The following is a 24436-nucleotide window of genomic DNA, read 5'->3' on the forward strand; positions in this document are numbered from 1 at the left end:
CTTTCCTTCGAAGCCAAAGAGAAGCGAGTCGGCTATACTGCCCAATGGAGAATAGATGTTAAAAAAGTATCATGTTTGGTTTTAATAGTATGCGTTCCTCCTTCAGAATTGTTACCCATATAATCACATTACCTTTGAATGTAAACTGTTTTTATTGTAATTTAGCCATTGCCGCCAGCTAAATAGGTTAATGTTTAACTGGCTAAATTATAAATACAACACGGGTACTTAAGTCCTAATAGTAAGTACTGATCAACATGAGGTTTTTTGTTTCGGGAATAATTGCGGTTATTTTTTTAAATATACTATGGATACCACCTGTTCATGCGCAATCATACGGGCTTGGTTTTTATAGCCACGAAGTAGTACAGGATAAACGCACCACCTTAAACCTGGGTATCAGCAACGTTGCTGCAAAAGACAATCTCGAAATATCCTTCGATCTGTCGTTCATTCCTAACCGGCAAATATATTTTGGTTATATGCTCAGGCTGGTGGGTGACGATAAGCAAAACATCGACCTGGTGTACGATAACCAATACAATACCAAACATTTCAAGATCATCATTGGCGAAAAGCTCTCCAAAATATCCTTCAATATCGACGATAAAGAGCTGTTTGATAACTGGAGCAAGCTCAAAATATTTATTGATTTTAAGAACGATAAGCTCACTGTATCTGCCGGTAAGGCATCCTACAGCGAAGCGGGTGTGCACTTAAAGCAAAGCTCCAATTATAAGTTGTTGTTTGGCGCCAATGCCTATAAGCAATATCAAACTACCGATCTGCCCCCGTTTAAGCTGCGCGATGTAAAGATTGTACAGCAGGATAAACTGTTATCCTGGTGGCCGCTGAACGAGTGGCAGGGTGATGTGGCACACGAAACCGTTAACCAGAACAACGGTACGGTTACCAATCCGCTATGGATCAAGGCCCGTCACCGCAACTGGCAAATGGAAAGGGAATTTAGCGTGGCCGGCGATGCCAGTTTGGCTTTCGACGCAGCTACCGAAACGGTTTATATCATCACTGCCGATTCATTGCTTTCTTACTCGGTCAATAAAATATCGCCTTTAAAGAGCGAGGTATACAAAACAGGCAGGCAACAGCTCATTCCCGGCGACCAGGCCCTGTTCAATAATGGTAACTTATACTACCTGTTTATTGATCAAAAGGGAATAGCTACTTATAATATTAAAGACCAAAAGTGGGACAAGGGCTTTAAAAACCTACCCCAGGAAACCAATACCGGGCACCTGAATAAATTTTTCTGCAAAACCGACTCCTCCATTTATACCATTGGCGGTTATGGGCAACTGGTTTATAAAGACAGTGTGAAACAATATCATGTAAGCACCGGCGCCTGGCAGGAGATAAAAGCCAACGGCGACATATTTACGCCACGTTACATGGCCGGCCTGGGAGCCAATGCAGCGGGCGATACGGTGTATGTGATAGGCGGTTATGGCAGCGCTTCGGGCCAGCAGATCGTGAACCCGCGTAACCTGTATGATGTGATGCAGTTTACCGTCAAAACTAAAACGTTTAAGAAATTATTTAACATCGGTGTTAAAAGCGAGGATTTTGTATTTGCCAATTCGCTTATCATCAACAGTAAAGCCAAAACGTATTACGGGCTCATATTTCCGCAGCATAAGTTTAACTCCAATCTGCAGCTGATCAAAGGATCGTTGGATAAACCTGCTTACCAGCTGGTAGGAGATACCATTCCTTATTTATTTCATGACGCACGCGCTTATGCGGATATTTACTATTGTCCGCACAGCAATAAATTTTTAGCCGTTACTCTTTTTAAAGATAAAGAGCAAACCCAGGTTAAAGTGTACTCGCTGTTAAGCCCGCCAGAGCCATTGGATAACCCGATACTGAGCGAGGCCGGCATCAACTATATTTTGTGGATCGGCGGCTTATTGGTTGTGGGCCTGGGTATAGCTGGTGTGGTGATTGTTTACCGTCGTAAAAACAAGGTTCAACCACAACCGCTATTGGTATCGCCTGTTGTAGAATCTCCTGTTCATCAACACACCGGACAGGTGGAACCAGCCATTGAGCCCGACCACGACAACCGGGTGAACAACAATAAGAACGCGATATTTTTATTTGGCGATCTGCAATTGTTTACACCCGAGGGACACGAGATCACCAAGTATTTTACACCGCTGCTTAAAGAATTGTTCCTGGTTATTTTGCTGTATTCGGTTAAACTGGGCAGGGGAGTAAGCTCCGAAAAGCTGAACGAGATCTTGTGGTTTGATAAATCAGAAAAAAGCGCACGTAACAACCGTTCGGTAAATATTGCCAAGCTCAAATCGCTGCTGGACAAAATGGGGCATTGCCACCTGTCGAAAGATACCGGTTATTGGAAAATTGAGATCGATTATAACCAGATCATGGTTGATTATCATAACTATCTCAACATTGTATCTAACAAAAGCAAGCTCAACAAGCAAAAGATCATCCAGCTTACCCACATCACCCAGCGCGGCAATTTCTTATCGAACATTGAGTATGAGTGGTTGGATGCCTTTAAATCAGAAGTATCCAACGAGATCATCGACTCCTACATCCAATTTGCCGGATCGGTCCAGATTGCCGACGACGCGGAGTTCCTGATCAAACTGGCCAATGATATTTTTTACTTCGACCCGGTAAACGAAGACGCTATGATCCTGAAATGCAAGGCACTTTCACATTTGGGCAAACACTCCCTGGCCAAAAATACTTTCGAGAATTTCAGCAAAGAGTACAAAGTGATCTACGGCGAAGGTTTTGAACGTGATTTTCATTCGATATTGGAATAAGATAGATCGCCTGCGGTAGCCGACTCCTCCACATGTTTAACCTTATGTCATTGCGAGGAGGTACGACGAAGCAATCTCGTAGCTATTCCTATTCATGGGAACGCGAGGGGATTGCTTCGTGCCTCGCAATGACATGTTTTTTAGTTTTTTCTTTCCTACATGTAAGGAATGGCATGCAACTTAAACTTCGCACTTAAATGCGTATATTTGTATATACAACGGCCCGGTTTTCCCTAAAAAAGGAGAACCGGGCCGTTTAATTTAGCGATAAAAAGATCCGAAAACAGATCGTTTTGTATGTAGTTATTTGACAATCAATAATTTAATACTTTTTAAACTTGCAGAAACCATATTGAAATTTGTTAAAAAGTGTTAAAATCGATGGTTTTGAATCAATTTTGAGCGGTTTTTCATCCATTTTTGCCCAGTTTTTAAGTAAAAAATTGTTAAAATAAAGCTTTAAAAAGTTTTTATATAATGCGTGCCTGTGTTAAAGCCGGGTAATAATAGCGTTACTCGTAAGCCCTTATGCTATATATTCATGCAATAGCTAAACACATTAGAGCCGTTTTTTTATATTTGCACACTTGTTGGCATCAGATGCCCAACCGGTTTACACCGCAGGCGATATCAGGAAGTTGGCTTACCGCCAGTAATTTTTTAATAACACCAGAATAATGCAAGCTCAAATTGACCAGTATACAGCCGAAATAAATGCTTTTTCACCGGCTAATGCCGATGAACTGGAAACGTTTCGAATCAAATTTTTAGGAACCAAGGGAATTATAAAAGACCTTTTTGAGCAGTTTAAAACCGTTGGCCCTGAGGAAAAACGCACTTTTGGTAAAGTACTTAACCAGTTTAAGCAACTGGCCGAAGCCAAATACAATGAGCTAAAAGAAACACTTGACTCCGGACCAAAGGCTAAAGACTTAGCACTTGACCTCACGCTACCAGGCGAAGATTTTGCTGTTGGCTCGCGCCATCCGCTTTCGCTGGTACGTAATGAGATCATCGATATATTTAAACGCCTGGGCTTTGTGGTGGCGGAAGGACCGGAAATTGAGGACGACTGGCACAACTTTTCGGCCCTGAACTTCCCGGAAGAGCATCCTGCGCGTGATATGCAGGATACTTTCTTTATCAAAAAGAACAGCGGCAAGGATGATATCGCTTTGCGTACCCATACCTCATCGGTTCAGGTGCGGATGATGGAACATGGTAAACCACCGTTTCGGGCTATTATGCCGGGTAGGGTTTACCGTAACGAGGCTATATCGGCCCGTGCCCATTGCTTTTTTCACCAGGTGGAAGGTTTGTATGTAGACGAGAACGTATCTTTTGCCGATCTGAAACAAACACTATATCACTTTGTGCAGGAATTATATGGTGAAGGTACCAAAGTACGTTTTCGCCCCTCATATTTCCCGTTCACCGAGCCATCGGCAGAGATGGACGTTTCATGTACCATTTGCGGCGGTTCTGGTTGTAATATGTGCAAATACAGTGGCTGGGTAGAGATATTGGGCTGCGGTATGGTTGACCCGAATGTGCTGGAGAACTGCGGTATCGACAGTAAAAAATATACTGGCTTTGCTTTTGGTATGGGTATGGAAAGGATCGCGAACCTGAAATATGTTATCCGTGATCTGCGTTTATTTTCTGAAAACGATGTTCGCTTTTTAAAACAGTTTCAAACCGAAATATTATGAGAAAGTTCATAATGATCATATTAACAGCTGTTTGTTTACTTTCATGCGGCAAGGGTGACCCTGTTCCGAGCATACCGGTAAACTTTCAATCGCCTATCAATCCTAAGTACAGCGCGCTGAATAGCCCCGGAGGTTATTATTTTGTTCCAGGTTATGGGGTAGCCGGTTTAATTTTATATCATTCACAGACCCGCGGAATTGTTGCATACGATGCTTGCAGTAGTTATCAACCTGAAAAGAAATGCGTGGTCAAAATTGATGATACTGGGCTTCAGGTGGTCGACCCCTGCAGCGGATCAAAATTTTCATTAGAGGATGGTACACCGGTAAAAGCCCCTGCAACAAAGTCGCTGAGGTCATACCAGGTTATAACAACCCAGTTCACCATTCAAGTTGTCAATTAATTTAATAAATGGAAGCCGATAAAATAAAGGATAGTATAAAGAGGGCGGCGCAAGAACTGTTCCGCAAATTCGGTTACCATAAAACCAGTGTTAATGAGATAGCCAAAAAGGCTAAAATTGCCAAGGCTACCATTTACAAATATTTTGATAGTAAAGAAGCGGTTTTACATATACTGCTGATGGATTATATCAAGGCCAGTGTTGATGACCTGGTACAGCACAATGCCCCGGATATTGATGAGGAAGAGTATCTGAACAACCTGATCATGAAAACCTGCCGCCTGTCGTATACCATATGTAACGAATTTATTGGCTGGGATTTTATCAGGGAATCAACCAACTCCCAGGATTTTTTAAAAAATCTGTCCAACGAGCTGGAAGAATTGTTGATGGCTTCGTTTATACAATTACCCGGCATCCGTAAGCACGAAACCTACCAGCAAAGGCTGCGTTTTTTAATAAAATGCAGTAAAAGCATTGTGTTTAGTTTTGCTTTCACTTCGGTGAGTGATTCTGATGTACGCAAGAATTTTGTTTCTTTTCAAAAGGAGATCCTTCCTTACCTGGTGAAGGCGGCTATTTCAGTTTAATTTTTTAGAAGAAATTATTTGGATTGTTTAATTCTTCTTTGTTACTTTGAATTGCAAAGTACTATTATGTTAATAGGAAATACAATAAGGCTCTCAGAGCCTTCTTTTTGATCTTTATACTTTGTAATTCAAAGTACTTTATATTTAAAAAATAACATGACCGAAGACAAATCACCAAAACAAGGAATAATGGACGGGCTCAAGGAGTCGGTAACCATTAAATTGCTCTTTATTGCTACACTGGTACTGGTATTGCTGGTACCCTCATCGCTGGTCAATAACCTGATAGATGAACGGGCCAGCCGGCAGGATGAAATGATGCGGGATGTATCTGACAAATGGTCGGGCAACCAGGTGATCAAGGGGCCGGTACTGGTTATCCCTTACAAAAAGCAGATCACCGAGATGGGGACATCGAATAAAGAAGTTACCAGGGAGATCATCGAAAATTTATACATCCTGCCTGATAACCTGCATATTAAAGCCGGACTCAGCACCCAGATTTTGCACCGCGGGATATTTGATGTGGCTGTTTATAATTCCCTGGTAAAGGTATCGGGTAATTTCTCCAAAGCCGATTTGGGTAGCCTATCCCTGACTCCCGATCAACTTTTGCTGAATAAAGCCCGGATCGTATTTAGTATCAGCGATTTAAAAGGCCTGAAAAACAACCCGGTGATCAAAGCTAATGATCAAACGCTGACTGCCGAACCTGTATTTGACAACGCATCGGTATTTGGCGGGGGCTTACAGGTAGCTGTTGATATTTCAGGGGCTAAAGACGGAAATGTACCTTTTGAATACGCTCTGGATCTGAAAGGGAGTCAGAACTTAAGCTTTTTGCATCTGGGTAAAACTACCGATGTGGAAGCAAGCGGAACCTGGAGCAGCCCGAGTTTTGATGGCCGCTACCTCCCCGATGAGCGTACGGTAAACAAAGATGGCTTTAAAGCCCGTTGGCGCATGTTGTATTATAATCGGCCTTTTCCACAGCAATGGATAAATAATGATATCCTGCTAAACAATGATAAAAAGCTTGGCGACGCCATATTTGGCGTAAAATTACGCCTTCCGGTTGATCAGTATCAAAAAACAATGCGTACCAGTAAGTACGCGCTGCTCATCATTATGCTAACGTTTATTTCGCTGTTTTTAACCGAGGTGATCCGTAAGCAAAGGATACACATATTTAATTATGTACTCATTGGCATAGCCATGATCATTTACTATTCCCTGCTGCTTTCCTTTTCGGAACAGGTGGGTTATAATTATGCTTACCTCATTGCCTCGGTATCAACCATAGCATTGGTTTCGGTGTTCATAGCATCCTTGTTAAAAAATAAAATGGCGGCCTTGTTGTTTGCCTTTATCCTGTCGGTTTTTTACGCGTTCATCTTTGTGATCATCCAATTGGAGGATTTTGCACTGATCATTGGTAGCGTTGCCTTATTTATGGTAGTAGGTATACTGATGTACTTCTCCCGCAAAATAAATTGGGATAAACATTAGGCAAAATATGGATACTGAAATTTCAGTCACAGCGAGGCAATGGTGGTGGAGAAACAGACCCAAATATAACATGGGATTAATGATTGTCGGCTTTATTGCTTTTTTGATTTACTGCATCCTTGGGCCAATAATTATAGAGCCGCATGAAGAATTTGAAGAAACAATATTTGAGATGGCCTTTCAGGGATTTGCCTATTTAATAATGATGGGCATAGCAAATATATTTTATACACTGGGCTGGATAATTGATAGCATTTTTAACGAAAATAATAGTCAGCTTTTCCGTGAACGGCTTTTTGGGCTGGGCTATTGGTTTTCGTTTGCTTTGCCAATTCTGCTTATCCTAAGTGTCATGGTAAGGTTCCTTATCTGGGGCAAATAGTTACTTGAAAACCATCTGTTTTTGCTCAATATAAGTTGAAATTGCTTAAGCCCAACAGAGAGTGAATTCTTTTTAATTTTATAAATACCGTATACCGATTTGGTTTTTAGTATAATATTTACTATGTTAGCATAACAAATATTTTATCATGAGTCCCGAACTAACAGAATTTTCAGACATGATTGATGAGCAATTTGATATAGCCGATATGGATACAGAGGATTTTGTATCCTATATATTGAGCTTGTTCGCCTGATTGCTTATTTTATTCTCTGTAGTTCGCTTTTAAGCGGAATGGATATTCTTTTGTCCGGTAATTCATGAAGTAGAACGTATAAACCCTAAACCTTAATCTAAAAGCGAGTCGGGGAATTAGCTGTTTTCTTATTTCCCGGCTCTTATCTCTTTAGCCAGATGCGTTTACACTGGGTTTACATGTAAACCCACTATTTTGTAAAAAAAATACATTTAATTCATTGATTATCAGTTAAATATACCAGTGTTAACCATAAAAAGTGTAAACCATGTAAACCCAGTTTGTGCTTATCTCTAAGCTCCGGTTTTTATCCTAAATAAATACGGTTAACTTTGCAGCCTGATGAATAAAGTTGCCAAACAGAAGTTTTTTGAGGATGTCCGGATCATTGATATTGCCGAAGAAGGTAAAGGTGTAGGTAAAACCGACGATTTTGTACTTTTTGTAGATAAAGCCATCCCCGGCGATATAGCCGATGTGCAGGTTTACAAAAGCAAAAAGAATTTCGGCGAGGGCCGGATAGTAACGCTTAAACAACCCTCCGAATACCGGGTTGAGCCCTTTTGCGAGCATTTTGGTACCTGCGGGGGCTGCAAATGGCAGCACATGGATTACACCGGACAGCTCAAGTTCAAACAAAAATCTGTAGCTGATGCCTTGGGGCGTATTGCCAAAATTGATGTGGATGGTATTATGGATATTGTTCCATCACCTGCCGATCGTTATTATCGTAATAAATTAGAATATACATTTTCTGATAAACGTTGGCTGTACGACGGCGAAAACAAGGAAGATGAAACCCTGAACATGAACGCGCTGGGCTTTCATATTCCCGGTCGTTTTGATAAAATACTGGATGTAAAGCATTGCTATCTGCAAGCTGAGCCTTCCAATAGGTTGCGTAACAGTATTCGTGATTTTGTGATAGCAGAGGGTTATTCTTTTTATAACCTGCGTAATCATGAAGGATCCTTGCGTAACCTGATCGTGCGCACTTCGTCAACCGGTGAGGTAATGGTGATTGTGGTATTTGCTTATGTAAGCGAGGAGGAAGTCAACAAGCTGATGAACTTTATTGATGCCGGTTTCCCGGAGATCACTTCGCTACTGTACATCATCAACCAAAAAAAGAACGATACTATTTTTGACCAGGATGTGATCGCCTTTAAAGGACCGGAATATATTCATGAAGAAATGAATGGTATTAAATTCCGCATCGGGCCAAAATCTTTCTATCAAACCAACAGTATCCAGGCCTTGCACTTGTATGAAATCACCCGCGATTTCGCTGGTTTTACGGGCGATGAGTTGGTATATGACCTGTATACTGGTGCCGGTACTATCGCTAATTTTATTGCCGGTCATGTAAAAGAAGTAGTGGGGGTGGAGTATGTTCCTACCGCTATTGAGGATGCTAAAGTGAACTCAGCCATCAACAACATCACCAATACCAAATTTTACGCCGGTGATATGAAGGATGTGCTGGTTGCTGATTTCGTAGCCGAGCATGGAAAACCCGATGTGATCATAACCGATCCGCCGCGCGCGGGCATGCACCCAGATGTAGTGAACCGCCTGATGGAAATTGAGGCTCCGAAAATTGTTTATGTAAGCTGCAATGCCGCCACCCAAGCCCGTGACCTTTCGGTATTGAAAGAAAAATACGATACCGTAAAAATACAACCCGTTGATATGTTCCCCCATACACAGCACGTAGAGAATGTGGTATTGCTGGTGCTACGGGAGCAAGGACAGTAAATTATTTCGGATATCGGAATTTCGATTTCGGATTTAAAAATCAGGATTTTAGAATTTATTATTCTTAGGATTTAGCAATTAGAGTTTAGAATTTATTTTTTTAAGTATGCAACCCGAAGACCTGTTAAATGAAGGTAACGAAAGCCAACAACCCGCTCCGGACAGCCCGCTGCTGAGCCTGGAACGAGAGCTTAAAATTTTTAAAGAATCGATCCATGAAGTGGCTGTCGAAATTATGATGGAAGGGTTATCTACATATCCTATTTTCATAGCTCATCAGCACGAACTAAAACTGGGTGAGGTTATCCTGGACAGAAACGAGCTGAACACCGATTGGAGCATCCACGCCTCAACCCTCGAAGAATTTGAAGAGCGGGGTGTTATTAAACCCGAGCTGAAAGACCGTTTCATCAACAGCTATAAAAATCCCACCGATTTTATGTGCGTTTTTGTGGTGGTACCCGAGGGCGCAAATTTTGTTTATTTCCCGTATGGGAAATGATTGTTGCAAGGTTTCAATGTTGTAAAGTTGAAAGGTTAAGGTGTATATTTACAAGGTTGATACTTAAAAACATTACAACGTTCGAACATTAGAGCATTTCAACAAAAAAGCACACATGTCTGAAAAGAAACTCCTGATATTAAATCAGCACCAGATAGAGCAAAAGCTCGACCGTATTGCTTACCAGATACTGGAAGATAACTTCGACGAACAGGAAATACTGATAGCAGGCATACTGCCCCGTGGCAATCATATCGCTCAACGGATCAAAACCATTTTGGATGGTATAGCGCCCTTCTCCAGCAAGCTACTTACTATTGAGTTGGAAAAGCAAAGCAGTACCCTGCAGGCTAAGGTTGATTTTGATGTTCAGGAATGCAGCAATAAAGTAGTGATACTGGTTGATGATGTACTGAACAGCGGCAAGACGCTGGCTTATGGCTTGGCCGTATTTTTAGATGTACCCCTCAAAAAATTGCGTACGGCGGTGTTGATAGACCGTAATCATAAAAGTTTCCCGGTAACTACCGATTTTGCCGGTGTCGCCCTCTCAACCGTGATCAAAGAACATGTTGATGTGGTATTGGATGAAGATGGCCAGGAAGACGCGGTTTATTTGAGGTAAGAAGGATTAACTCTCAATCCCCAGCGCGGCTTCCAGTTTTTCTACAGACATGTCAATACCTTCTACAATATGGCTGGCTTGTAAATAGAAACTTTCGCGCTCGGCCAGTTTACCGGTTATAAATTCTACCAGTTCATCGCCTTGTTTACCCTGCAATACCGGGCGTACAGTTTTACTATTGCTGAGCCTGTCGGCCAGGGTTTTGGGCGATAGTTTGATGTAGAGGGTTTTGCCATTGGCATTCATCCATTGCATATGATCAAAAAAGCAGGGTAAACCACCGCCGGTTGATATCACTACGTTCTCCGGATATTCAATTTGTTTCAATACGTCCGACTCCAGCTTGCGGAAAGCATCTTCGCCAAAACTCGAAAAATATTCGGCAATGCTCATGCCTGCCTTTTCTTCCAGCACGTGGTCAAGGTCAATAAATTCATAGCCTAATTTGGCTGCCAGTTTACGGCTCCAGGTGGTTTTGCCACAGCCCATAAAACCAACTAAAAAGTACTTCATTATAATATCAACTTAATTTTACCCGCGGATCGATCCAAACATAAATAATATCGATCAGAATACTGATCACCACAAAAATAAAGGCGATAAAAAGGATAGATCCCATTACTACCGGAAAATCCGACATCTCTAAGGCGTCAACAGTAGCTTTACCCAGACCATTGTATCCAAAAATATATTCTACAAAAAACGAGCCTGCCAATAAGGATGCAAACCAGTTGGCTATAGCCGTGATCACGGGGTTTAACGCGTTTTTTAAAGCATGGCGATAAATGATAGCACGGTTGCCGAGGCCCTTTGCCTTTGCCGTACGGATATAATCCTGACCCAATACATCCAGCATGGCGTTACGGGTAAGCTGTACGATGATAGCCAGCGGGCGCAAACCCAGGGTGATCATGGGTAATATTAAATTGCGGATGCTGATCACCTCACCCCTGAACGGGTCATAACTATATAAACTGCCCGACATATTGAGCCCGGTATATTTGCTGAGCTCAAAGCCAAAGATCCAGGCAATAATAATCCCAGCGAAAAATGAGGGCGCCGATATGCCCAGTGTCGAAAAACTGATAGCCAGCTTATCTATCCAGGTATCTTTATTTACCGCGCTTAGTACACCTAAAAACACGCCTATAATAATGGCGAATATCATAGAGGTAGTGGCCAGTACCAGGGTATTTGGTATAACATCCATGAGTAGGCTTGCTACATCCTTACGGGTTTGGTACGACCGGCGAAGGTAGGGCCATTTCAGCGCCAATACTTTGGTATCGCTCACAGCAAACAGTTTGGCATAATGGTAGCGTTGCTGTTCTTCGGTATTATTTAAATGGATACCTACCGGCGAAAGGTCGTTCAGATAATAGGCAAATTGTACGGGTATGGGTTTATCCAAACCAAATTCTTTGCGTACGGCCTGTAATGATTGCACGTCGGCGCGCTGCCCCTGGGTCATCCGGGCCGGGTCGACAGGTAAAATATTGAACAGGAAAAAAACCACCAGCACCACACCCAGCATTACCGCCAGCCCGTAAAATAATTTGCGGATGAGGTAACGGATCATAGCTATTGTTGCTGGAAATATTTTTTTACTAAAGCATCATAAGTTGGTACCGTATGGTAATGCCACTTGTTGATGATGGTGCCGTTTTTAAGCAGCAACACACCAGGATTGGCCCGTACCATTTCTTTTAGCGGAACGCCATCGGCATAAAAAATTTCGGTAACCAGTTTATGGACCTTGGCAAATGCCTCAGCGCTTTGAGCCGAGTTGGACGTAAGCAATACCGTGCGGATATTATAATTTTCTGTAGCATTTATAGCCAGCGCGTTTAAACGGTTGATGGCCTCGGCATTGGTTTTGTCCAGATCATGAGCAACGATAACCAGGCTGTAAAACGGGTTTGATAATAGCTCTTTGGTATAATCATTACCCTGGCCATCTTGTATAGAAAGGTCGCGGATCTTAGGTTCGAAGCCTTTTTTTATGAGGCGGCTTTCCGGGTTACCCACAACTTCCCAGTTAGCATCCTTCCAGATATTGGTTTTCAGGTATTCCTTATCGCTCATGGTTTTGGTTTCGCCGGTCTTTTTGTTTTTAAGGTTGTAGGTAACCTCAAACTCATCCAGCTGTACCCCCGGCGGAATTTTCATTTCATCAGGAATATTGGCGCCTATTTTGTAGGGTAAAAAGTCGATGATGGGCATAAAGTTATAGGTGTATATGCCAAAACCCAATGCAACAATGGCCGCTCCGATAAGCCATTTGTCGGCTGTTTTAGGTTTAAATATGGGCTGTATTTTTTTGCGGTTGATAAAAGGCACCAATACCAGCAAAAGCAAGATCATGTCCTTGCTGAATGATTGCCATGGCGTTAGCGGAATAGCATCGCCAAAACAGCCGCAGGTTTGTACCACTTTAAAGAACGCCGAGTAGAAGGTTAAAAAGCCAAAAAATATAATGAGCAGCAATAAACCCCAGGCCACTTTTACCGCACGAACACCGATAAGCAGAGCAAAACCCAAAAGCATTTCCAATGTACACAGCAATATAGCTATAGTAAGAGCAAAACTGTTAAGGAACATGATATGGAAAACCTCAAAATATTCTTCCAGCTTGTAAGAAAAACCCAGCGGATCATTGGCTTTGATCAGTCCCGAAAAAATAAATAGCAAACCAACCGCTATCCTGCAAAACCAAATAAAGCTGTTTTTCATAGTTATTTAATGTGGGAACAAAGATTTTTGGAGCAAGGAACAAGGACTTTTTCTTTGCTCTTTATTCCAAAAATCTTTGCTCTTTGTTCCCCAAAGTCTATTATACCCCTAATTTTATTAAAGCGAATACCGAATAATTGAGCATATCCTGGTAATTGGCTTTTACACCCTCTGATGCTTCGGTCAGGCCCTGGTTATCTTCAATTTGTTTAACACGCAGCAATTTCATTAGTATCAGATCGGTTAATGAACTGATGCGCATATCGCGCCAGGCTTCGCCATAGTCGTGGTTTTTGGCAAACATGAGCTCTTTGGTTTCTTTTACCCTATCGTCAAACAGGCGTTCCACATGATCGGGGGCAAGCTCCATGGCGGTTTCGGTACTGCATTCCAGCTGCATCATGGCAATAACGCAGTAGTTTACTATCCCAATATATTCGCCGGTAATGTCCTCGCCCACTTTTGATACTTTTTTTTCTTCCAGCGTGCGTATGCGCTGGGCTTTTATAAATATCTGATCGGTGATAGACTGCGGGCGTAGTATGCGCCATGCGGTTCCGTAGTCGCGGGTCTTTTTCATAAAAAGGCCCTTACATGTGTTAATTACTGCGTCGTACTCTGCTGATGTATTAGCCAAATTTGAAATATTTGAATGTTGAAACGTTGAATAAAGCGTGCTTGCGCCAATGCTGCAAAGTTAAACTAAATTACAATATTTAAACTTTGTAAAACACATGGCTCAAGATACATTTTTTCATAAAAAAACAACCCTTAACGCGGGTGGTAAACTGATAGACCTATCCACCCCAAAGGTTATGGGGATCATTAATATTACGCCCGATTCTTTTTACGCGGGTAGCCGTAAACCAGGCGTTGACGAGGCCCTGCAACAAGCCGAAAAGATGCTGGCCGACGGTGCCGCTTTTTTAGATATCGGCGCATACTCTTCGCGACCAAATGCCGAAGATATTTCCATTGCTGAGGAAACCGAGCGCCTGCTGCCTGCTGTTGAGGCTATTGTAACCGCATTTCCGGATGCAGTGTTATCTATTGACACCTTCAGGGCGCGGGTCGCGGAAGCTGCCATCAAGGCCGGAGCACATATCATCAATGATATATCGGGCGGAACTCTGGATGAGGGTATGTTTGCCACCGTTGTGCGTTTACAGGTTCCCTATATTTTGATGCACATGAAGGGCACGCCACAGACCATGAACCAGTTGGCACAATACGACGATGTTTTTACCGAGGAGCTTGATTATTTTGTGTCACGATACCAGCAGTTAAAGCAGTTGGGTGTACACGATGTGATCATTGATCCTGGTTTTGGTTTTGCCAAAAAGAACGAACATAATTACACCCTGATGAACCGCCTGCAGGATTTTGATATTTTAGGCCTCCCCACTTTAGTAGGCATCTCCCGCAAACGGATGATCTACGGACTACTTGATACTACCGCCGCCGAGGCCCTGAACGGCACCACGGTTTTGAACACCATTGGGCTGATGAAGGGGGCTAATATTTTGCGGGTACATGATGTTAAAGAAGCCATGGAAGCGGTGAAGATCTGGGAGATGGTTAACAGCTCAAAAACTTTTTAAACCTTGAATTTTAACAAATTTCTGCTCGAAAATGGCCTGTTTTTGATCAAAAAACGCTCGAAAATTGTCGATTTTAACACTTTTTAACAAATTTTAACACGGTTTTAACGTGTTTTTTCAGGTTTAAAAAGTATTAAATAATTGATTATCAAATAACTAAATGAAAAATGGTCGATTTTGAGCCTTGTTTTTCTCTTAACTAAACAGCCCGGTTCTCTTAAAAAAGGAGAACCAGGCTGCTATTGATATAAATATACGAAATATTAATGACCTCTTAAAATAACTATATTTAGTTTCCCAATATTCAATAAGCTTACCATGAAAAATTTAATGTTCCTGTTATTTGTGTTACTCCTGTCGTTCAAAACCTTTGCTCAGCAAACCGATCAGGAGGGTATAAAGCAAACGATCAATACCCTGTTTGATGCCATGCGCAAGGGAGATAGTACCCTGCTGCGTTCAACGTTTGATCAACATATTGTTTTTCAGAGTATCAATGATAGTAAGGCCGGAGCACCGGTATTGGTTAACGAGGATCCCAGTGGTTTTCTGAAATCGATAGGTACACCGCATAAAGAGGTATATGACGAACGGATTGTTTTTAGCGGCATCAAGATTGACGGTCCCCTGGCCAGTGTATGGGCACCTTATAAATTTTATGTTGGCGATAAATTCAGCCATTGCGGTGTGGATGTTTTTCAGCTGCTGAAAACAAAAGATGGCTGGAAGATCATTTATATTATAGATACGCGGCGGAAGGATAATTGTCCGGAGTAGTATCGTGAATGATGAGTAGTGAGTTGGGGCTGATAAAAGGAGAAATTTCGACTTTGGGCTTTACATGTTGAAGAGGTATTATAGGGGTGTCACCCTGAGCTCCGTCGAAGGGTAGAGCGCAGAGGCCTGCCCACCATGCTTCGACAGGCTCAGCATGACACCCTTTTTGGACAAATATCTAGGCTTGTGCGAATCCCCTCTCAAGAAGGGATTTTAAATAAAATTAATATTACAAAGCTCCTAGTTTCACCATGCCATAAAACAGCCCGGCGCAGTGCATGGCCTGTTCTATTTTATTTTCGAGCAGGAGTTGTTTTACTTCGGCGATGGTGTATTCTTCTACAATCAGCTCTTCATGGGCATCTAATGATTGTCCCTGAACTTTTTTGCCGCCCTTGGCCAGGAAAGTAAAAGTTTGGTTGTTGGCTGTTGCCGGATTGCCGTAAACGGTACAGATTAGTTCGAAATCATCAAACTGGTAACCGGTCTCTTCCAGTAATTCACGACGCAAAGCCTCAACGGGTTTTTCATCACCATCTATTACGCCACCGGGAATTTCCAGCGATATAATTCCGGCTGCATGGCGGTATTGTTTTACCATGAGCACTTTGTTGTCTTCGGTTATAGCCACGCCATTAACCCAGTTACTGTATTCTAAAACGTAGTAATCATCAACAATGCGGCCATCGGGCATTTCGCATTTGTCAATTCGTAAGGTGGCCCAGGGGCCTTTATGTATATAATGTGATGAAAGTAATTTCCAGGTGAGATCCATTATTAATTATTGAATTACTGAGTTATTGAATTAGTGATTTAGTGAATGGGTTTTCCAAAATGCTGTTTAGCGGTTTTTCAAAACTAAAAAAATTGTCATTCCGATAGAGCTGGGGTGGGCATGGGCGCTGTGCGAAAGAGAAATCTTCTGCTGTATACAAAGCCCAGTTGCATGTTTAAGAAGATTTCTCCTCGTACCTCGTTCGAAATGACAGATCTTATAAGAGCATTAATCACTAATTGCTCCCGCCTACCAGCTGCCGCTGGAACCGCCGCCGCCGAAATCGCCGCCGCCGAAACCACCGAAACCTCCGCTGTCGCCGCCGCCACTATCATTACCGCCGCCGCTAAAACCTCCCCAGCCACCACCTCCGCCGCTACCACGACCTAACAGGTTGCCGGCCAGGAACCACCAGAAAGGACTTGCGCCGCCACGGCTACCGATGATCTGGCGACCGCCACCACCGCCACCGCGGTTGCGGAAAATGAGTACAATGATCACAATTACGATGATAATGACAATGAGCACACTGCCGCCACCGCCGCCATTTTGTTTAGCCTGCGGTTTTTTATCGGCCTTGTATTCGCCTTTGGTGTATTTAATGATCTGGTCTACACCTGCGTTTAACCCGCCATAATAGTCGCCCGCTTTAAAGCGTGGGTTAATATCATTTACCCTGATCTCCTGGGTTACAATATCAGGCAATGCACCTTCGGCACCGTAGCCGGTTTGTATGGTAAGCTTCCGGTCGGCAAGAGCCACCAGGATCAATATGCCGTTGTTTTTTCCTTTTTGCCCGATACCCCATTTACGACCCAGCGTGGCGCCATATTCGGCGATGTCATAATTCCCTACCGATTTGATCATTACAATAGCGATCTGGGTAGAGGTAGAATCATTAAAAGCCACCAGTTTACTTTCCAGCTTTTGCTTATCATCGGCCGATAGGGTGTTGGTATAATCGGTAACCAGCGTAGTTGATCGTTCCGGAAAATCCTGCGCGAAGGCTACAAAGGCGCACAACACCAGGCTAAAGAACAATATGATTTTTTTGAACATGAGTTTTAAAGGTTAATCGCCATCCATAAAGGCAATGTCATCGGGCAATTCATTGTTATTGTCCTGTGTATGCGGAAAATATTTTTGCAGTTGCTCACCGGCAATTTTTAAACCGGTAACTATGCCCTCTATAATATCTCCATATTTAAAATGCTGCAGCATATCTTCTTTGGTAGCATCCCAGAAATTAGTCGGCACTACCGAATTGATACCGGCATCGCCAATAATAGCAAACTTCCTGTCCACAGTGGCCACATATATCAATATGCCGTGTCGTAAATTGGTTTTATGCATATTAAGCTGGTAAAAATATTTAGCGGCACGGTCAAGCACATCTTCGCTGCATTTTTTTTCAATGCATACCCTAATCTCGCCCGAACTGCGGTTCTCGGCTTCCTGTATAGCTTTGCGGATACGCTGTTGCTCTTCGTCGGTAAATACTGCCATAATTATGATTTCACAGATTTTAAAAGGTGATTACACCGATTCTAAAAATATTACGCCGATTGTTTGAGGATGATTTCATTGATTTCGTAAAGATAATCGGTGAAATCATCCTCAAAAAATCAGTGAAATCCATTGTTATTAAAATTGAACCTTAGGCGCTTTATCAGCTCCGGGTTCGGCGGTGAAATAACCTTTTTCGCTAAAGCCAAACATTTTGGCAGTTATATTAGCGGGGAACGAACGGATCTTGGTGTTAAATTCCTGTACGGAAGCGTTAAAATCCTGGCGGGCTACCTGTATGCGGTTTTCGGTACCTTCTATCTGTGCCTGTAAACCCAGGAAGTTTTCGTTGGTTTTTAAATTCGGATAGTTTTCAGTTACCGATAGTAACCTGCCCAGCGCGGTGCTTAACTCGCCCTGTGCTGCCTGGAAGGCTTTGATGGATTCCGGGGTTAGCTTGGTAGGGTCAACCTGTACAGATGTTGCTTTGGCGCGTGCCTCAACAACAGCGGTTAAGGTGCTTTTTTCAAAATTGGCAGCTCCTTTAACGGTATTTACCAGGTTAGGGATCAAATCGCTGCGGCGTTGATACTGACTTTGAACAGCAGCCCATTTGGTTTTTACGTTTTCGTCCATTTTAACCATGCTGTTATAACTGCATGAGCTTAATGACATAGCCGCCGCTATAATTAATATTACCGAGAATAACTTTTTCATTTTAATGATGCTTTTTAGATGTGTTTTGAATTTAGATTACAAAAGGCGTACCGTTGTTACAACAGCTAATGGTTATGACAACATGACAAGATACACATCGCTAAAGATAATCAAAACATTTTTGTACACGATTAAAGGATTGAGATGATTTTTGTGATAGGGCAGCGCGTATGAACAATTCACTCTGTTTGGGTTGTACGGTACTCTCTGCTGGGGGAATAAGCAAAAAAATACGTCATTGCGAGGTACGAAGCAATCTCTATACTGTACAGAGTAGGATAAAAAGCTTAAACTTTAGTAGTTAGCCTATCTATGTAGAGATTATTAATGTTGTGTTTGTTTTTAAGGGTATTAATGAGCTCCCTCCGGTCGGTTGTCTTCGTGCCTCGCAATGACGCGCGGAGAAGTTTTTTATCTTTTATGGCTTACAGGTATAAGTTCAGGCGGGTTGCCTGAACTGCGGCGGTGATAAGTATATGGTTGAATTAACCGTTGATTTAGATAACTCAAGATTCACAAGTAGGCAGGGTAAGGGATTAATTATCCTGCCAGGCAATGCTGCTCACGCATGGTAAGCTGGCTGATCATGTCTTTTAAAATATTGCGTGCACGGTATAATGTGGTGCGTGATAATAATTCTGTCATGCCTAATGAATTACCAATTTCCTGGTGCGAGTAGCCCTCAATAGCATACATGCTGAATACAGAACGGTAAGTTTTTGGCAGTTTTTGGATCAGTTTCATCAGATCTTTTGCTTCCAGTCCGTTATCGTTGTATGATTTGCTCATCGGCATGTTGCTTTCGGCAGAAAAATCTTCTACCAAAACCATGGGTTTTAATTTGCGGTAACGTGATATAGCGCAATGTACCATGATGCGGCGGATCCACCCTTCGAGGCTGCCATCGCCACGATAGTTGTTCATGTTTTTGAACATTTTTATAAAGCCCTCCTGCAGTATATCCTGCGCTTCGTCTTTATCAGTTGCATAACGCATACAAACTGCCAGCATTCTTGGTGCTAATACCCGGTATAATTGTTCCTGTTGCTTGCGGTCGTTTTTCAAACATCCTGCCCATAAGGTCATCAAGCGGTCTTCGGCGATATTCATTTTGTGTTGTTATTTTTATAACGAGCCTATGCCAATATGGATGCCATATTGTAAATTGTTGATTTTCAATTAAATAGATTTTAATGGCCATTTAAAACTGTTCGATAGCGGACGGTCATTGTGCACGGGCGGACAGTTTGGTTTTTGATGATTTAGCGAACATCACCCTTTTGGGGGGAGGAACACCCCCTCTAAATCTCCCCCAGGGGGGAGACTTAAAAAAGCATTGTAAAGCCCTCTCCTTTGGAGAGGGTTGGGTGAGGTTTTTTCCTTACCTTTGTCCTGATCCGGGATAAAAACCCGGCAATTACACATGATCAAAGAAGTAGAAATAGTATGCCCTCCCGGGCAACAGGAAGACGAAGCCGTAATAACCCGTTTAGCGGCGGCTTCTTTAAATATTCAACCCCAAAAAGTTTCGGCGGTAAAAGTTTTAAAACGATCTATCGATGCCCGTGGCCGCAAGGTGGTTTACCGTATGCAGGTGCAGGTGTTTTTAGATCAGCCTTATCAGCCCGAAATATTCACCGTCAATTATCCCGATGTACAGTTTGGGCGACCGGTTATTATTGTTGGCGCTGGTCCGGCGGGAATATTCGCGGCGCTACAATGTATACAATCGGGACTAAAGCCAATTATTATGGAACGCGGTAAGGATGTAAAGCAACGTCGCCGCGATCTGGCTAATATCAACAAACAAGGGCTGGTAAACCCGGAGTCGAATTATTGTTTTGGCGAAGGTGGGGCTGGTACCTACTCCGATGGGAAGCTGTATACCCGCTCCACCAAGCGCGGCGATGTGAACGAAGTGCTGAAAATGTTTGTAGCACACGGTGCCGAGGAGAATATACTGATAGACGCCCGGCCGCACATCGGCACCAATAAACTGCCCCAGATCATTACCGCTATGCGCGAAACCATACTGAATGCTGGTGGCGAGATCTTATTTGATACCAAAGTGACCAGTTTACTGGTGGAGTTTGGTAAAATAAAAGGTGTAAAGCTGGCCAATGGCGAAAAGCTGACAGCTGACGCGGTGATACTGGCCACAGGTCACTCGGCGCGTGATGTTTTTGAAATGCTGCATCACCAAAATATACTGATCGAGGCCAAACCTTTCGCCTTAGGAGTGAGGATAGAACATCCGCAGGAAATTATTGATCGCGCCCAATACCATTGCGAATACCGCGGTCCTGATCTGCCGCCATCCTATTATAACCTGGTAGAGCAGGTGGATGATCGTGGAGTGTTCTCTTTTTGTATGTGTCCGGGTGGTATTATTGCTCCCTGCGCAACTGAGACTAATGAAATTGTAGTGAACGGCTGGAGTCCATCCAAACGAAATAATCCTTTTGCCAATTCGGGCACGGTTGTGCAGATCAATATGGAAGATGTAGCCGGTGATGATACCGATCCCTTTAAGATGCTGCGCTTTCAGCAGGAGATTGAGAAAGCCGCTTTTGTGGCTGGTGGCGGTAACCTGGTAGCACCGGGCCAACGTATGGTTGATTTTGTGGAGGGCCGGTTGTCCAATGATCTACCAGAAAACTCCTATCTGCCCGGAACCAAAAGCACCGAGCTGAAAGAAGTATTGCCATTATGGATACACCAGCGCTTACAAAAGGCATTGCCGGCCTTTGGCAAAAAAATGAAAGGTTATTATACTAATGAAGCTATATTAGTAGGAGTGGAGTCGCGCACATCATCGCCGGTAAAAGTTCCGCGCGATAAAGAAACGCTGCAGCACCCGCAGGTTCAGGGTTTATTTCCCTGTGGCGAGGGGGCCGGTTACGCGGGTGGCATTATTTCTGCTGCTATTGATGGTATCAACTGCGCTTTGGCAACTTTAAAAATATTGAGATGAGCACCTCAGAAAATCTTTCGCACGAATTGCAAAATGTATTGTCAGGCGATCCCTGGTATGGTTCGCCGGTTTATACTATTTTAAAAAGTATCAGTTTTGAGACCGCGTACGAAAAGCCACCGGGCTCGGTACATAATATAGCGGAGATCGTACTGCATATGATTGCCTGGACAGAAGAGGTGATGGACAGGATGAATGGCCTGCCTTCGGGCGTACCCACCAGCGGCGACTGGCCAGAAACGGGTACACCTGATGAGCAAAAATGGCAGAATTATGTTCAAGATTTGAAACTGGTTAACGTAAATTTGATCGGCATTATTCAAAACTTCCCTCCGGATCAATGGAATGAGCCAACAAATGACGAAAGGAACCGCGAACAGGGAACCGGTGTTACTTATGAAGAACTGATTAACGGATTAATACAGCATCATATATATCACTCGGCCCAGATAGCGCTATTAAAAAGGATAATTACTAATTAAACAGGATTTCACCGATTAAATAGGATTGCACTGATTTTGGAAGATTTATCTATCGGTGTAATCAAAAAATAATCAGTGTAATCACAAAAAGTAATATGGCTGATAAAAAAACATTGGTACTGGGTGCCACGCCCGATACCAGCAGATATGCTTACCTGGCTGCCAACCGGCTGGTGAGCAAAGGACATACGATAGTAAATGTAGGGATAAAAACAGGCGAGGTGGCCGGGGTACTCATCGAAAAGCCCGAGACCATACACCACGATATTGATACAGTAACTTTATATGTTGGTCCGCAGCATCAACCAGAATTATATAATTACATATTAGATACCCATCCAAAGCGTATTATATTTAACCCGGGCACCGAAAACTCCGAGTTACGACGCCTGGCCAACGAAAAAGGTATTCAAACGGAAAATGCTTGTACGCTGGTGCTGTTATCGATAGGGGAGTATTAACCCCTTAGCCCCCTGAAGGGGGAACTCTTAGCAAATGATTTTTTATGTAGAGACACATTATATGTGTCTCTTTTTTTTAGGGATCATGCTAATCAAAAGCTCCCCCCTTTAGGGGGCTGGGGGGCTTGAGCCTGATTGATGATCCTGATCTCTTTTGGGAAATAATTGTTAATACGATTGGGCAATAGCTTGGCCCAGCCCAGCGCATGGCCTTCAAAGGTCATCAGGCTCCATCCTTTTTCTGTTGGATTAAGATCGATATTATCCCGGCGCAGATATTGTATGGCCTGATCGTGGCTGAGCTCGGTTTGTAAAACGGTGTCCTTATTGATAATAGTACTCAAGGCCAGTTCATGATCGGGTATCAGATCTTTTCCCATCAGTTTACCTACACGTACACCTGATTTTTTAAGATACAGGTGACGCTGCAAAATATTCAGACTTTCTTTATGGCTGCGGTTAATGGCCAGCCAGTCATCATTCACCTTAAAATAATAGAAGCTTTCGGGATTATTAAGATAAGCCTTTACCTGGTCAATTTCCTTACTGCTTATTTTTTGCTGCATGTTGTTTTTAAAGTTGCCCAGTTCGCCTGTATTGGTTTTCTTGCGCAGACAAGAAGCAAATAAACCTTCGCCCTTTACTTGTCCCGGATAAAAGCGGTAACCCCATGCTTTTTGCTGTGCCGATTCGGTTTCCACAATACCCCAGTCCTTATATATAGGTATACGGATGCTTTCGAGGTCAAATTCCTGGCAAAGCCAATCCAATATATCCTCGTTTTCCTGGTGCGAGTAAGAGCAGGTACTATATATAAGGTAGCCATCCTCATTTAAGGCGGGCAATATATCGGCCAGTATGCGTTCCTGCCGTTGATGGCAAAGATTGACGTTGGCCTCAGACCATTCGTTCATCGCCTGTGGATCTTTCCGGAACATGCCCGAGCCAGAGCAGGGTGCATCAACCAATATGATATCAAAAAAGCTCTTCAAGCGGCCGATATCTTTCGGATCGTTATTACTGACTATAACATTACTTTGACCCCAGCGGCTCAGGTTATCTGTTAATACAGGTACGCGTGTTTTAATGATCTCGTTAGCCAGCAGCAGATCGTCGGCCCCGATAGCCGAATTAAGCAGCGTGCTTTTGCCGCCCGGCGCCGCGCAAAGGTCGAGCACTTTTACAGGTTGCTGTTTGTTTTGCCTGATGTGTTTTACTATATGATCAATAAACATAGATGATGCTTCCTGTACATAATAACATCCGGCATGAAAAAGCGGGTCGAAAGTGAAGGACGGACGGGCATCTAAATAAAAACCATCGGCACACCAGGGTACTTGCGCGCCTGTTTTTAAGGCCGAAGGTTTAAAAGGATTTAACCTTATAGATGTAGGCGCATCAGAATTTTCATGAGCTTCGATAAAATTTTGCTCATCAAATCCGTTTTCTGCGCTTAATGAGGCCAGGAAGTTTTCGGGAAATGTGGTCTTGTTCATATACTTTTCAAATATACAAATAAGGTAAATGCTATTATTATAGGTTAAAGCAGGGGTGCGGCGACTGAATTTAGGGTTAGTTTACAGGTAGTTGTAAAATAGTTTTAATTATTTCAAAATTTCTCTTGGAAGGGAAGTGTTTTTCTCTGTACATTTGTGACCGCTTAAGGAAAAAGGGCGTTGTTTTTTGAAGATTTAGCGAATAAAAAAAAGTTTAAAAAAGTGAAAATTTCACTTGATAAATTAAAATAAGATTCGCACCTTTGCAGCCCGCTGAGGAGGAAGAGAAAAGGGAGAAAGCGGGGTTCAAAACTTAGAATAAAAAAAAGAAAAAAAAGTTTTGGAAAATAGAAA

At 42.8% G+C, this 24436-nt stretch carries 24 protein-coding genes; 14 read left to right on the forward strand and 10 right to left on the reverse strand.

Annotated elements, in window-relative coordinates:
• The first annotated feature begins 257 nt into the window (after positions 1 to 257).
• The 9 genes from BLR84_RS24265 (at position 258) to BLR84_RS24305 (ending at position 10560) form a co-directional block, all read left to right on the forward strand.
• Positions 258 to 2822 (forward strand): cytochrome c-type biogenesis protein, encoded by a 2565-nt coding sequence (locus BLR84_RS24265; protein WP_090472847.1) that lies wholly within the window; start codon positions 258 to 260, stop codon positions 2820 to 2822.
• A 677-nt stretch (positions 2823 to 3499) separates the two neighbouring features.
• Complete coding sequence (pheS, locus tag BLR84_RS24270; protein ID WP_176852147.1) at positions 3500 to 4534, forward strand: phenylalanine--tRNA ligase subunit alpha; 1035 nt, start codon at positions 3500 to 3502, stop codon at positions 4532 to 4534.
• Positions 4531 to 4938 carry a Rieske (2Fe-2S) protein gene (locus BLR84_RS24275; protein WP_255367036.1) on the forward strand — a complete coding sequence of 136 codons (408 nt, stop codon included), beginning with the start codon at positions 4531 to 4533 and terminating at the stop codon, positions 4936 to 4938. The genes pheS and BLR84_RS24275 overlap by 4 nt, the downstream gene beginning before the upstream one ends.
• An 8-nt stretch (positions 4939 to 4946) precedes the next feature.
• A complete protein-coding gene (locus BLR84_RS24280; protein ID WP_090472850.1) occupies positions 4947 to 5528 on the forward strand; it encodes a TetR/AcrR family transcriptional regulator in 582 nt (193 codons plus the stop codon).
• Positions 5529 to 5684: 156 nt separating this feature from the next.
• Entirely contained in the window at positions 5685 to 7037 is a 1353-nt protein-coding gene (gene creD / locus BLR84_RS24285; protein WP_255367037.1) for a cell envelope integrity protein CreD, read from the forward strand.
• A 7-nt stretch (positions 7038 to 7044) separates the two neighbouring features.
• Positions 7045 to 7419: a hypothetical protein gene (locus tag BLR84_RS24290; protein WP_090472851.1), complete on the forward strand. Its 375-nt coding sequence runs from the start codon at positions 7045 to 7047 to the stop codon at positions 7417 to 7419.
• Between the two features lie 598 nt (positions 7420 to 8017).
• Positions 8018 to 9433, forward strand: a complete 1416-nt coding sequence (gene rlmD / locus BLR84_RS24295; RefSeq protein WP_176852148.1) for a 23S rRNA (uracil(1939)-C(5))-methyltransferase RlmD — start codon at positions 8018 to 8020, stop codon at positions 9431 to 9433.
• A 106-nt stretch (positions 9434 to 9539) separates the two neighbouring features.
• Positions 9540 to 9935, forward strand: a complete 396-nt coding sequence (locus BLR84_RS24300; RefSeq protein ID WP_090472853.1) for a hypothetical protein — start codon at positions 9540 to 9542, stop codon at positions 9933 to 9935.
• Positions 9936 to 10050: 115 nt separating this feature from the next.
• Positions 10051 to 10560 carry a phosphoribosyltransferase family protein gene (locus BLR84_RS24305; RefSeq protein WP_090472854.1) on the forward strand — a complete coding sequence of 170 codons (510 nt, stop codon included), beginning with the start codon at positions 10051 to 10053 and terminating at the stop codon, positions 10558 to 10560.
• A 6-nt stretch (positions 10561 to 10566) separates the two neighbouring features.
• On the opposite strand, the gene BLR84_RS24310 is transcribed toward BLR84_RS24305, so the two are convergent.
• The 4 genes from BLR84_RS24310 to BLR84_RS24325 form a co-directional block, all read right to left on the reverse strand.
• Positions 10567 to 11073, reverse strand: coding sequence for a shikimate kinase (locus BLR84_RS24310; RefSeq protein ID WP_090472855.1), 507 nt, complete (start codon positions 11071 to 11073; stop codon positions 10567 to 10569).
• Between the two features lie 7 nt (positions 11074 to 11080).
• The gene (locus tag BLR84_RS24315; protein WP_090472856.1) at positions 11081 to 12139 is read right to left on the reverse strand and encodes an ABC transporter permease; all 1059 of its coding nucleotides are present in this window, start codon (positions 12137 to 12139) and stop codon (positions 11081 to 11083) included.
• Positions 12140 to 12141: 2 nt separating this feature from the next.
• On the reverse strand, positions 12142 to 13293 hold the full coding sequence (locus tag BLR84_RS24320; protein ID WP_090472857.1) for a BT_3928 family protein: 1152 nt from the start codon (positions 13291 to 13293) through the stop codon (positions 12142 to 12144).
• 100 nt (positions 13294 to 13393) lie between these two features.
• Entirely contained in the window at positions 13394 to 13873 is a 480-nt protein-coding gene (locus BLR84_RS24325) for a DUF1599 domain-containing protein (RefSeq protein WP_090472858.1), read from the reverse strand.
• Positions 13874 to 14027: 154 nt separating this feature from the next.
• Here BLR84_RS24325 and folP point away from each other — a divergent pair, with 154 nt between their 5' ends.
• Both folP and BLR84_RS24335 read left to right on the forward strand, forming a co-directional pair.
• Positions 14028 to 14894, forward strand: a complete 867-nt coding sequence (gene folP, locus BLR84_RS24330; RefSeq protein WP_090472859.1) for a dihydropteroate synthase — start codon at positions 14028 to 14030, stop codon at positions 14892 to 14894.
• A gap of 318 nt (positions 14895 to 15212) precedes the next feature.
• Positions 15213 to 15671, forward strand: a complete 459-nt coding sequence (locus BLR84_RS24335) for a nuclear transport factor 2 family protein (protein WP_090472860.1) — start codon at positions 15213 to 15215, stop codon at positions 15669 to 15671.
• 229 nt (positions 15672 to 15900) lie between these two features.
• On the opposite strand, the gene BLR84_RS24340 is transcribed toward BLR84_RS24335, so the two are convergent.
• The 5 genes from BLR84_RS24340 to BLR84_RS24360 all read right to left on the reverse strand — a co-directional run bounded on the left by BLR84_RS24340 (position 15901) and on the right by BLR84_RS24360 (position 19779).
• Positions 15901 to 16446 carry an NUDIX hydrolase gene (locus BLR84_RS24340; RefSeq protein WP_090472861.1) on the reverse strand — a complete coding sequence of 182 codons (546 nt, stop codon included), beginning with the start codon at positions 16444 to 16446 and terminating at the stop codon, positions 15901 to 15903.
• A 249-nt stretch (positions 16447 to 16695) separates the two neighbouring features.
• Positions 16696 to 17505: a TPM domain-containing protein gene (locus BLR84_RS24345; RefSeq protein ID WP_090472862.1), complete on the reverse strand. Its 810-nt coding sequence runs from the start codon at positions 17503 to 17505 to the stop codon at positions 16696 to 16698.
• Positions 17506 to 17517: 12 nt separating this feature from the next.
• A complete protein-coding gene (locus BLR84_RS24350; protein ID WP_090472863.1) occupies positions 17518 to 17952 on the reverse strand; it encodes a TPM domain-containing protein in 435 nt (144 codons plus the stop codon).
• 138 nt (positions 17953 to 18090) lie between these two features.
• Positions 18091 to 18669 carry a LemA family protein gene (locus BLR84_RS24355; RefSeq protein WP_090472864.1) on the reverse strand — a complete coding sequence of 193 codons (579 nt, stop codon included), beginning with the start codon at positions 18667 to 18669 and terminating at the stop codon, positions 18091 to 18093.
• A gap of 540 nt (positions 18670 to 19209) precedes the next feature.
• Entirely contained in the window at positions 19210 to 19779 is a 570-nt protein-coding gene (locus BLR84_RS24360; protein ID WP_090472865.1) for an RNA polymerase sigma factor, read from the reverse strand.
• A gap of 313 nt (positions 19780 to 20092) precedes the next feature.
• Here BLR84_RS24360 and BLR84_RS24365 point away from each other — a divergent pair, with 313 nt between their 5' ends.
• From BLR84_RS24365 to BLR84_RS24375, 3 genes are all read left to right on the forward strand, one after another.
• The gene (locus tag BLR84_RS24365) at positions 20093 to 21643 is read left to right on the forward strand and encodes an NAD(P)/FAD-dependent oxidoreductase (protein ID WP_090472866.1); all 1551 of its coding nucleotides are present in this window, start codon (positions 20093 to 20095) and stop codon (positions 21641 to 21643) included.
• On the forward strand, positions 21640 to 22125 hold the full coding sequence (locus tag BLR84_RS24370) for a DinB family protein (protein WP_090472867.1): 486 nt from the start codon (positions 21640 to 21642) through the stop codon (positions 22123 to 22125). The genes BLR84_RS24365 and BLR84_RS24370 overlap by 4 nt, the downstream gene beginning before the upstream one ends.
• 95 nt (positions 22126 to 22220) lie before the next feature.
• A complete protein-coding gene (locus BLR84_RS24375) occupies positions 22221 to 22586 on the forward strand; it encodes a CoA-binding protein (RefSeq protein WP_090472868.1) in 366 nt (121 codons plus the stop codon).
• A gap of 92 nt (positions 22587 to 22678) precedes the next feature.
• Here BLR84_RS24375 and BLR84_RS24380 read toward each other — a convergent pair whose 3' ends face one another.
• Positions 22679 to 24082, reverse strand: a complete 1404-nt coding sequence (locus tag BLR84_RS24380; RefSeq protein WP_090472869.1) for a methyltransferase RsmF C-terminal domain-like protein — start codon at positions 24080 to 24082, stop codon at positions 22679 to 22681.
• Positions 24083 to 24436 lie beyond the last annotated feature (354 nt).

Source organism: Mucilaginibacter sp. OK268, assembly GCF_900103125.1.
Taxonomy (GTDB): domain Bacteria; phylum Bacteroidota; class Bacteroidia; order Sphingobacteriales; family Sphingobacteriaceae; genus Mucilaginibacter.

What these genes read in the sequence shown, in the direction of transcription:
- folP (WP_090472859.1), top strand. Translation starts at nt 14,028, where the DNA reads ATGGCTCAAGATACATTTTTTCATAAAAAAACAACCCTTAACGCGGGT.
- BLR84_RS24290 (WP_090472851.1), top strand. Translation starts at nt 7,045, where the DNA reads ATGGATACTGAAATTTCAGTCACAGCGAGGCAATGGTGGTGGAGAAAC.
- BLR84_RS24325 (WP_090472858.1), bottom strand. Translation starts at nt 13,873, where the DNA reads ATGAAAAAGACCCGCGACTACGGAACCGCATGGCGCATACTACGCCCG.
- rlmD (WP_176852148.1), top strand. Translation starts at nt 8,018, where the DNA reads ATGAATAAAGTTGCCAAACAGAAGTTTTTTGAGGATGTCCGGATCATT.
- creD (WP_255367037.1), top strand. Translation starts at nt 5,685, where the DNA reads ATGACCGAAGACAAATCACCAAAACAAGGAATAATGGACGGGCTCAAG.
- BLR84_RS24280 (WP_090472850.1), top strand. Translation starts at nt 4,947, where the DNA reads ATGGAAGCCGATAAAATAAAGGATAGTATAAAGAGGGCGGCGCAAGAA.
- BLR84_RS24375 (WP_090472868.1), top strand. Translation starts at nt 22,221, where the DNA reads ATGGCTGATAAAAAAACATTGGTACTGGGTGCCACGCCCGATACCAGC.
- BLR84_RS24275 (WP_255367036.1), top strand. Translation starts at nt 4,531, where the DNA reads ATGAGAAAGTTCATAATGATCATATTAACAGCTGTTTGTTTACTTTCA.
- BLR84_RS24365 (WP_090472866.1), top strand. Translation starts at nt 20,093, where the DNA reads ATGATCAAAGAAGTAGAAATAGTATGCCCTCCCGGGCAACAGGAAGAC.
- BLR84_RS24370 (WP_090472867.1), top strand. Translation starts at nt 21,640, where the DNA reads ATGAGCACCTCAGAAAATCTTTCGCACGAATTGCAAAATGTATTGTCA.
- BLR84_RS24305 (WP_090472854.1), top strand. Translation starts at nt 10,051, where the DNA reads ATGTCTGAAAAGAAACTCCTGATATTAAATCAGCACCAGATAGAGCAA.
- BLR84_RS24360 (WP_090472865.1), bottom strand. Translation starts at nt 19,779, where the DNA reads ATGAATATCGCCGAAGACCGCTTGATGACCTTATGGGCAGGATGTTTG.
- BLR84_RS24320 (WP_090472857.1), bottom strand. Translation starts at nt 13,293, where the DNA reads ATGAAAAACAGCTTTATTTGGTTTTGCAGGATAGCGGTTGGTTTGCTA.
- BLR84_RS24265 (WP_090472847.1), top strand. Translation starts at nt 258, where the DNA reads ATGAGGTTTTTTGTTTCGGGAATAATTGCGGTTATTTTTTTAAATATA.
- BLR84_RS24350 (WP_090472863.1), bottom strand. Translation starts at nt 17,952, where the DNA reads ATGGCAGTATTTACCGACGAAGAGCAACAGCGTATCCGCAAAGCTATA.
- BLR84_RS24345 (WP_090472862.1), bottom strand. Translation starts at nt 17,505, where the DNA reads ATGTTCAAAAAAATCATATTGTTCTTTAGCCTGGTGTTGTGCGCCTTT.
- pheS (WP_176852147.1), top strand. Translation starts at nt 3,500, where the DNA reads ATGCAAGCTCAAATTGACCAGTATACAGCCGAAATAAATGCTTTTTCA.
- BLR84_RS24380 (WP_090472869.1), bottom strand. Translation starts at nt 24,082, where the DNA reads ATGAACAAGACCACATTTCCCGAAAACTTCCTGGCCTCATTAAGCGCA.
- BLR84_RS24340 (WP_090472861.1), bottom strand. Translation starts at nt 16,446, where the DNA reads ATGGATCTCACCTGGAAATTACTTTCATCACATTATATACATAAAGGC.
- BLR84_RS24300 (WP_090472853.1), top strand. Translation starts at nt 9,540, where the DNA reads ATGCAACCCGAAGACCTGTTAAATGAAGGTAACGAAAGCCAACAACCC.
- BLR84_RS24335 (WP_090472860.1), top strand. Translation starts at nt 15,213, where the DNA reads ATGAAAAATTTAATGTTCCTGTTATTTGTGTTACTCCTGTCGTTCAAA.
- BLR84_RS24310 (WP_090472855.1), bottom strand. Translation starts at nt 11,073, where the DNA reads ATGAAGTACTTTTTAGTTGGTTTTATGGGCTGTGGCAAAACCACCTGG.
- BLR84_RS24355 (WP_090472864.1), bottom strand. Translation starts at nt 18,669, where the DNA reads ATGAAAAAGTTATTCTCGGTAATATTAATTATAGCGGCGGCTATGTCA.
- BLR84_RS24315 (WP_090472856.1), bottom strand. Translation starts at nt 12,139, where the DNA reads ATGATCCGTTACCTCATCCGCAAATTATTTTACGGGCTGGCGGTAATG.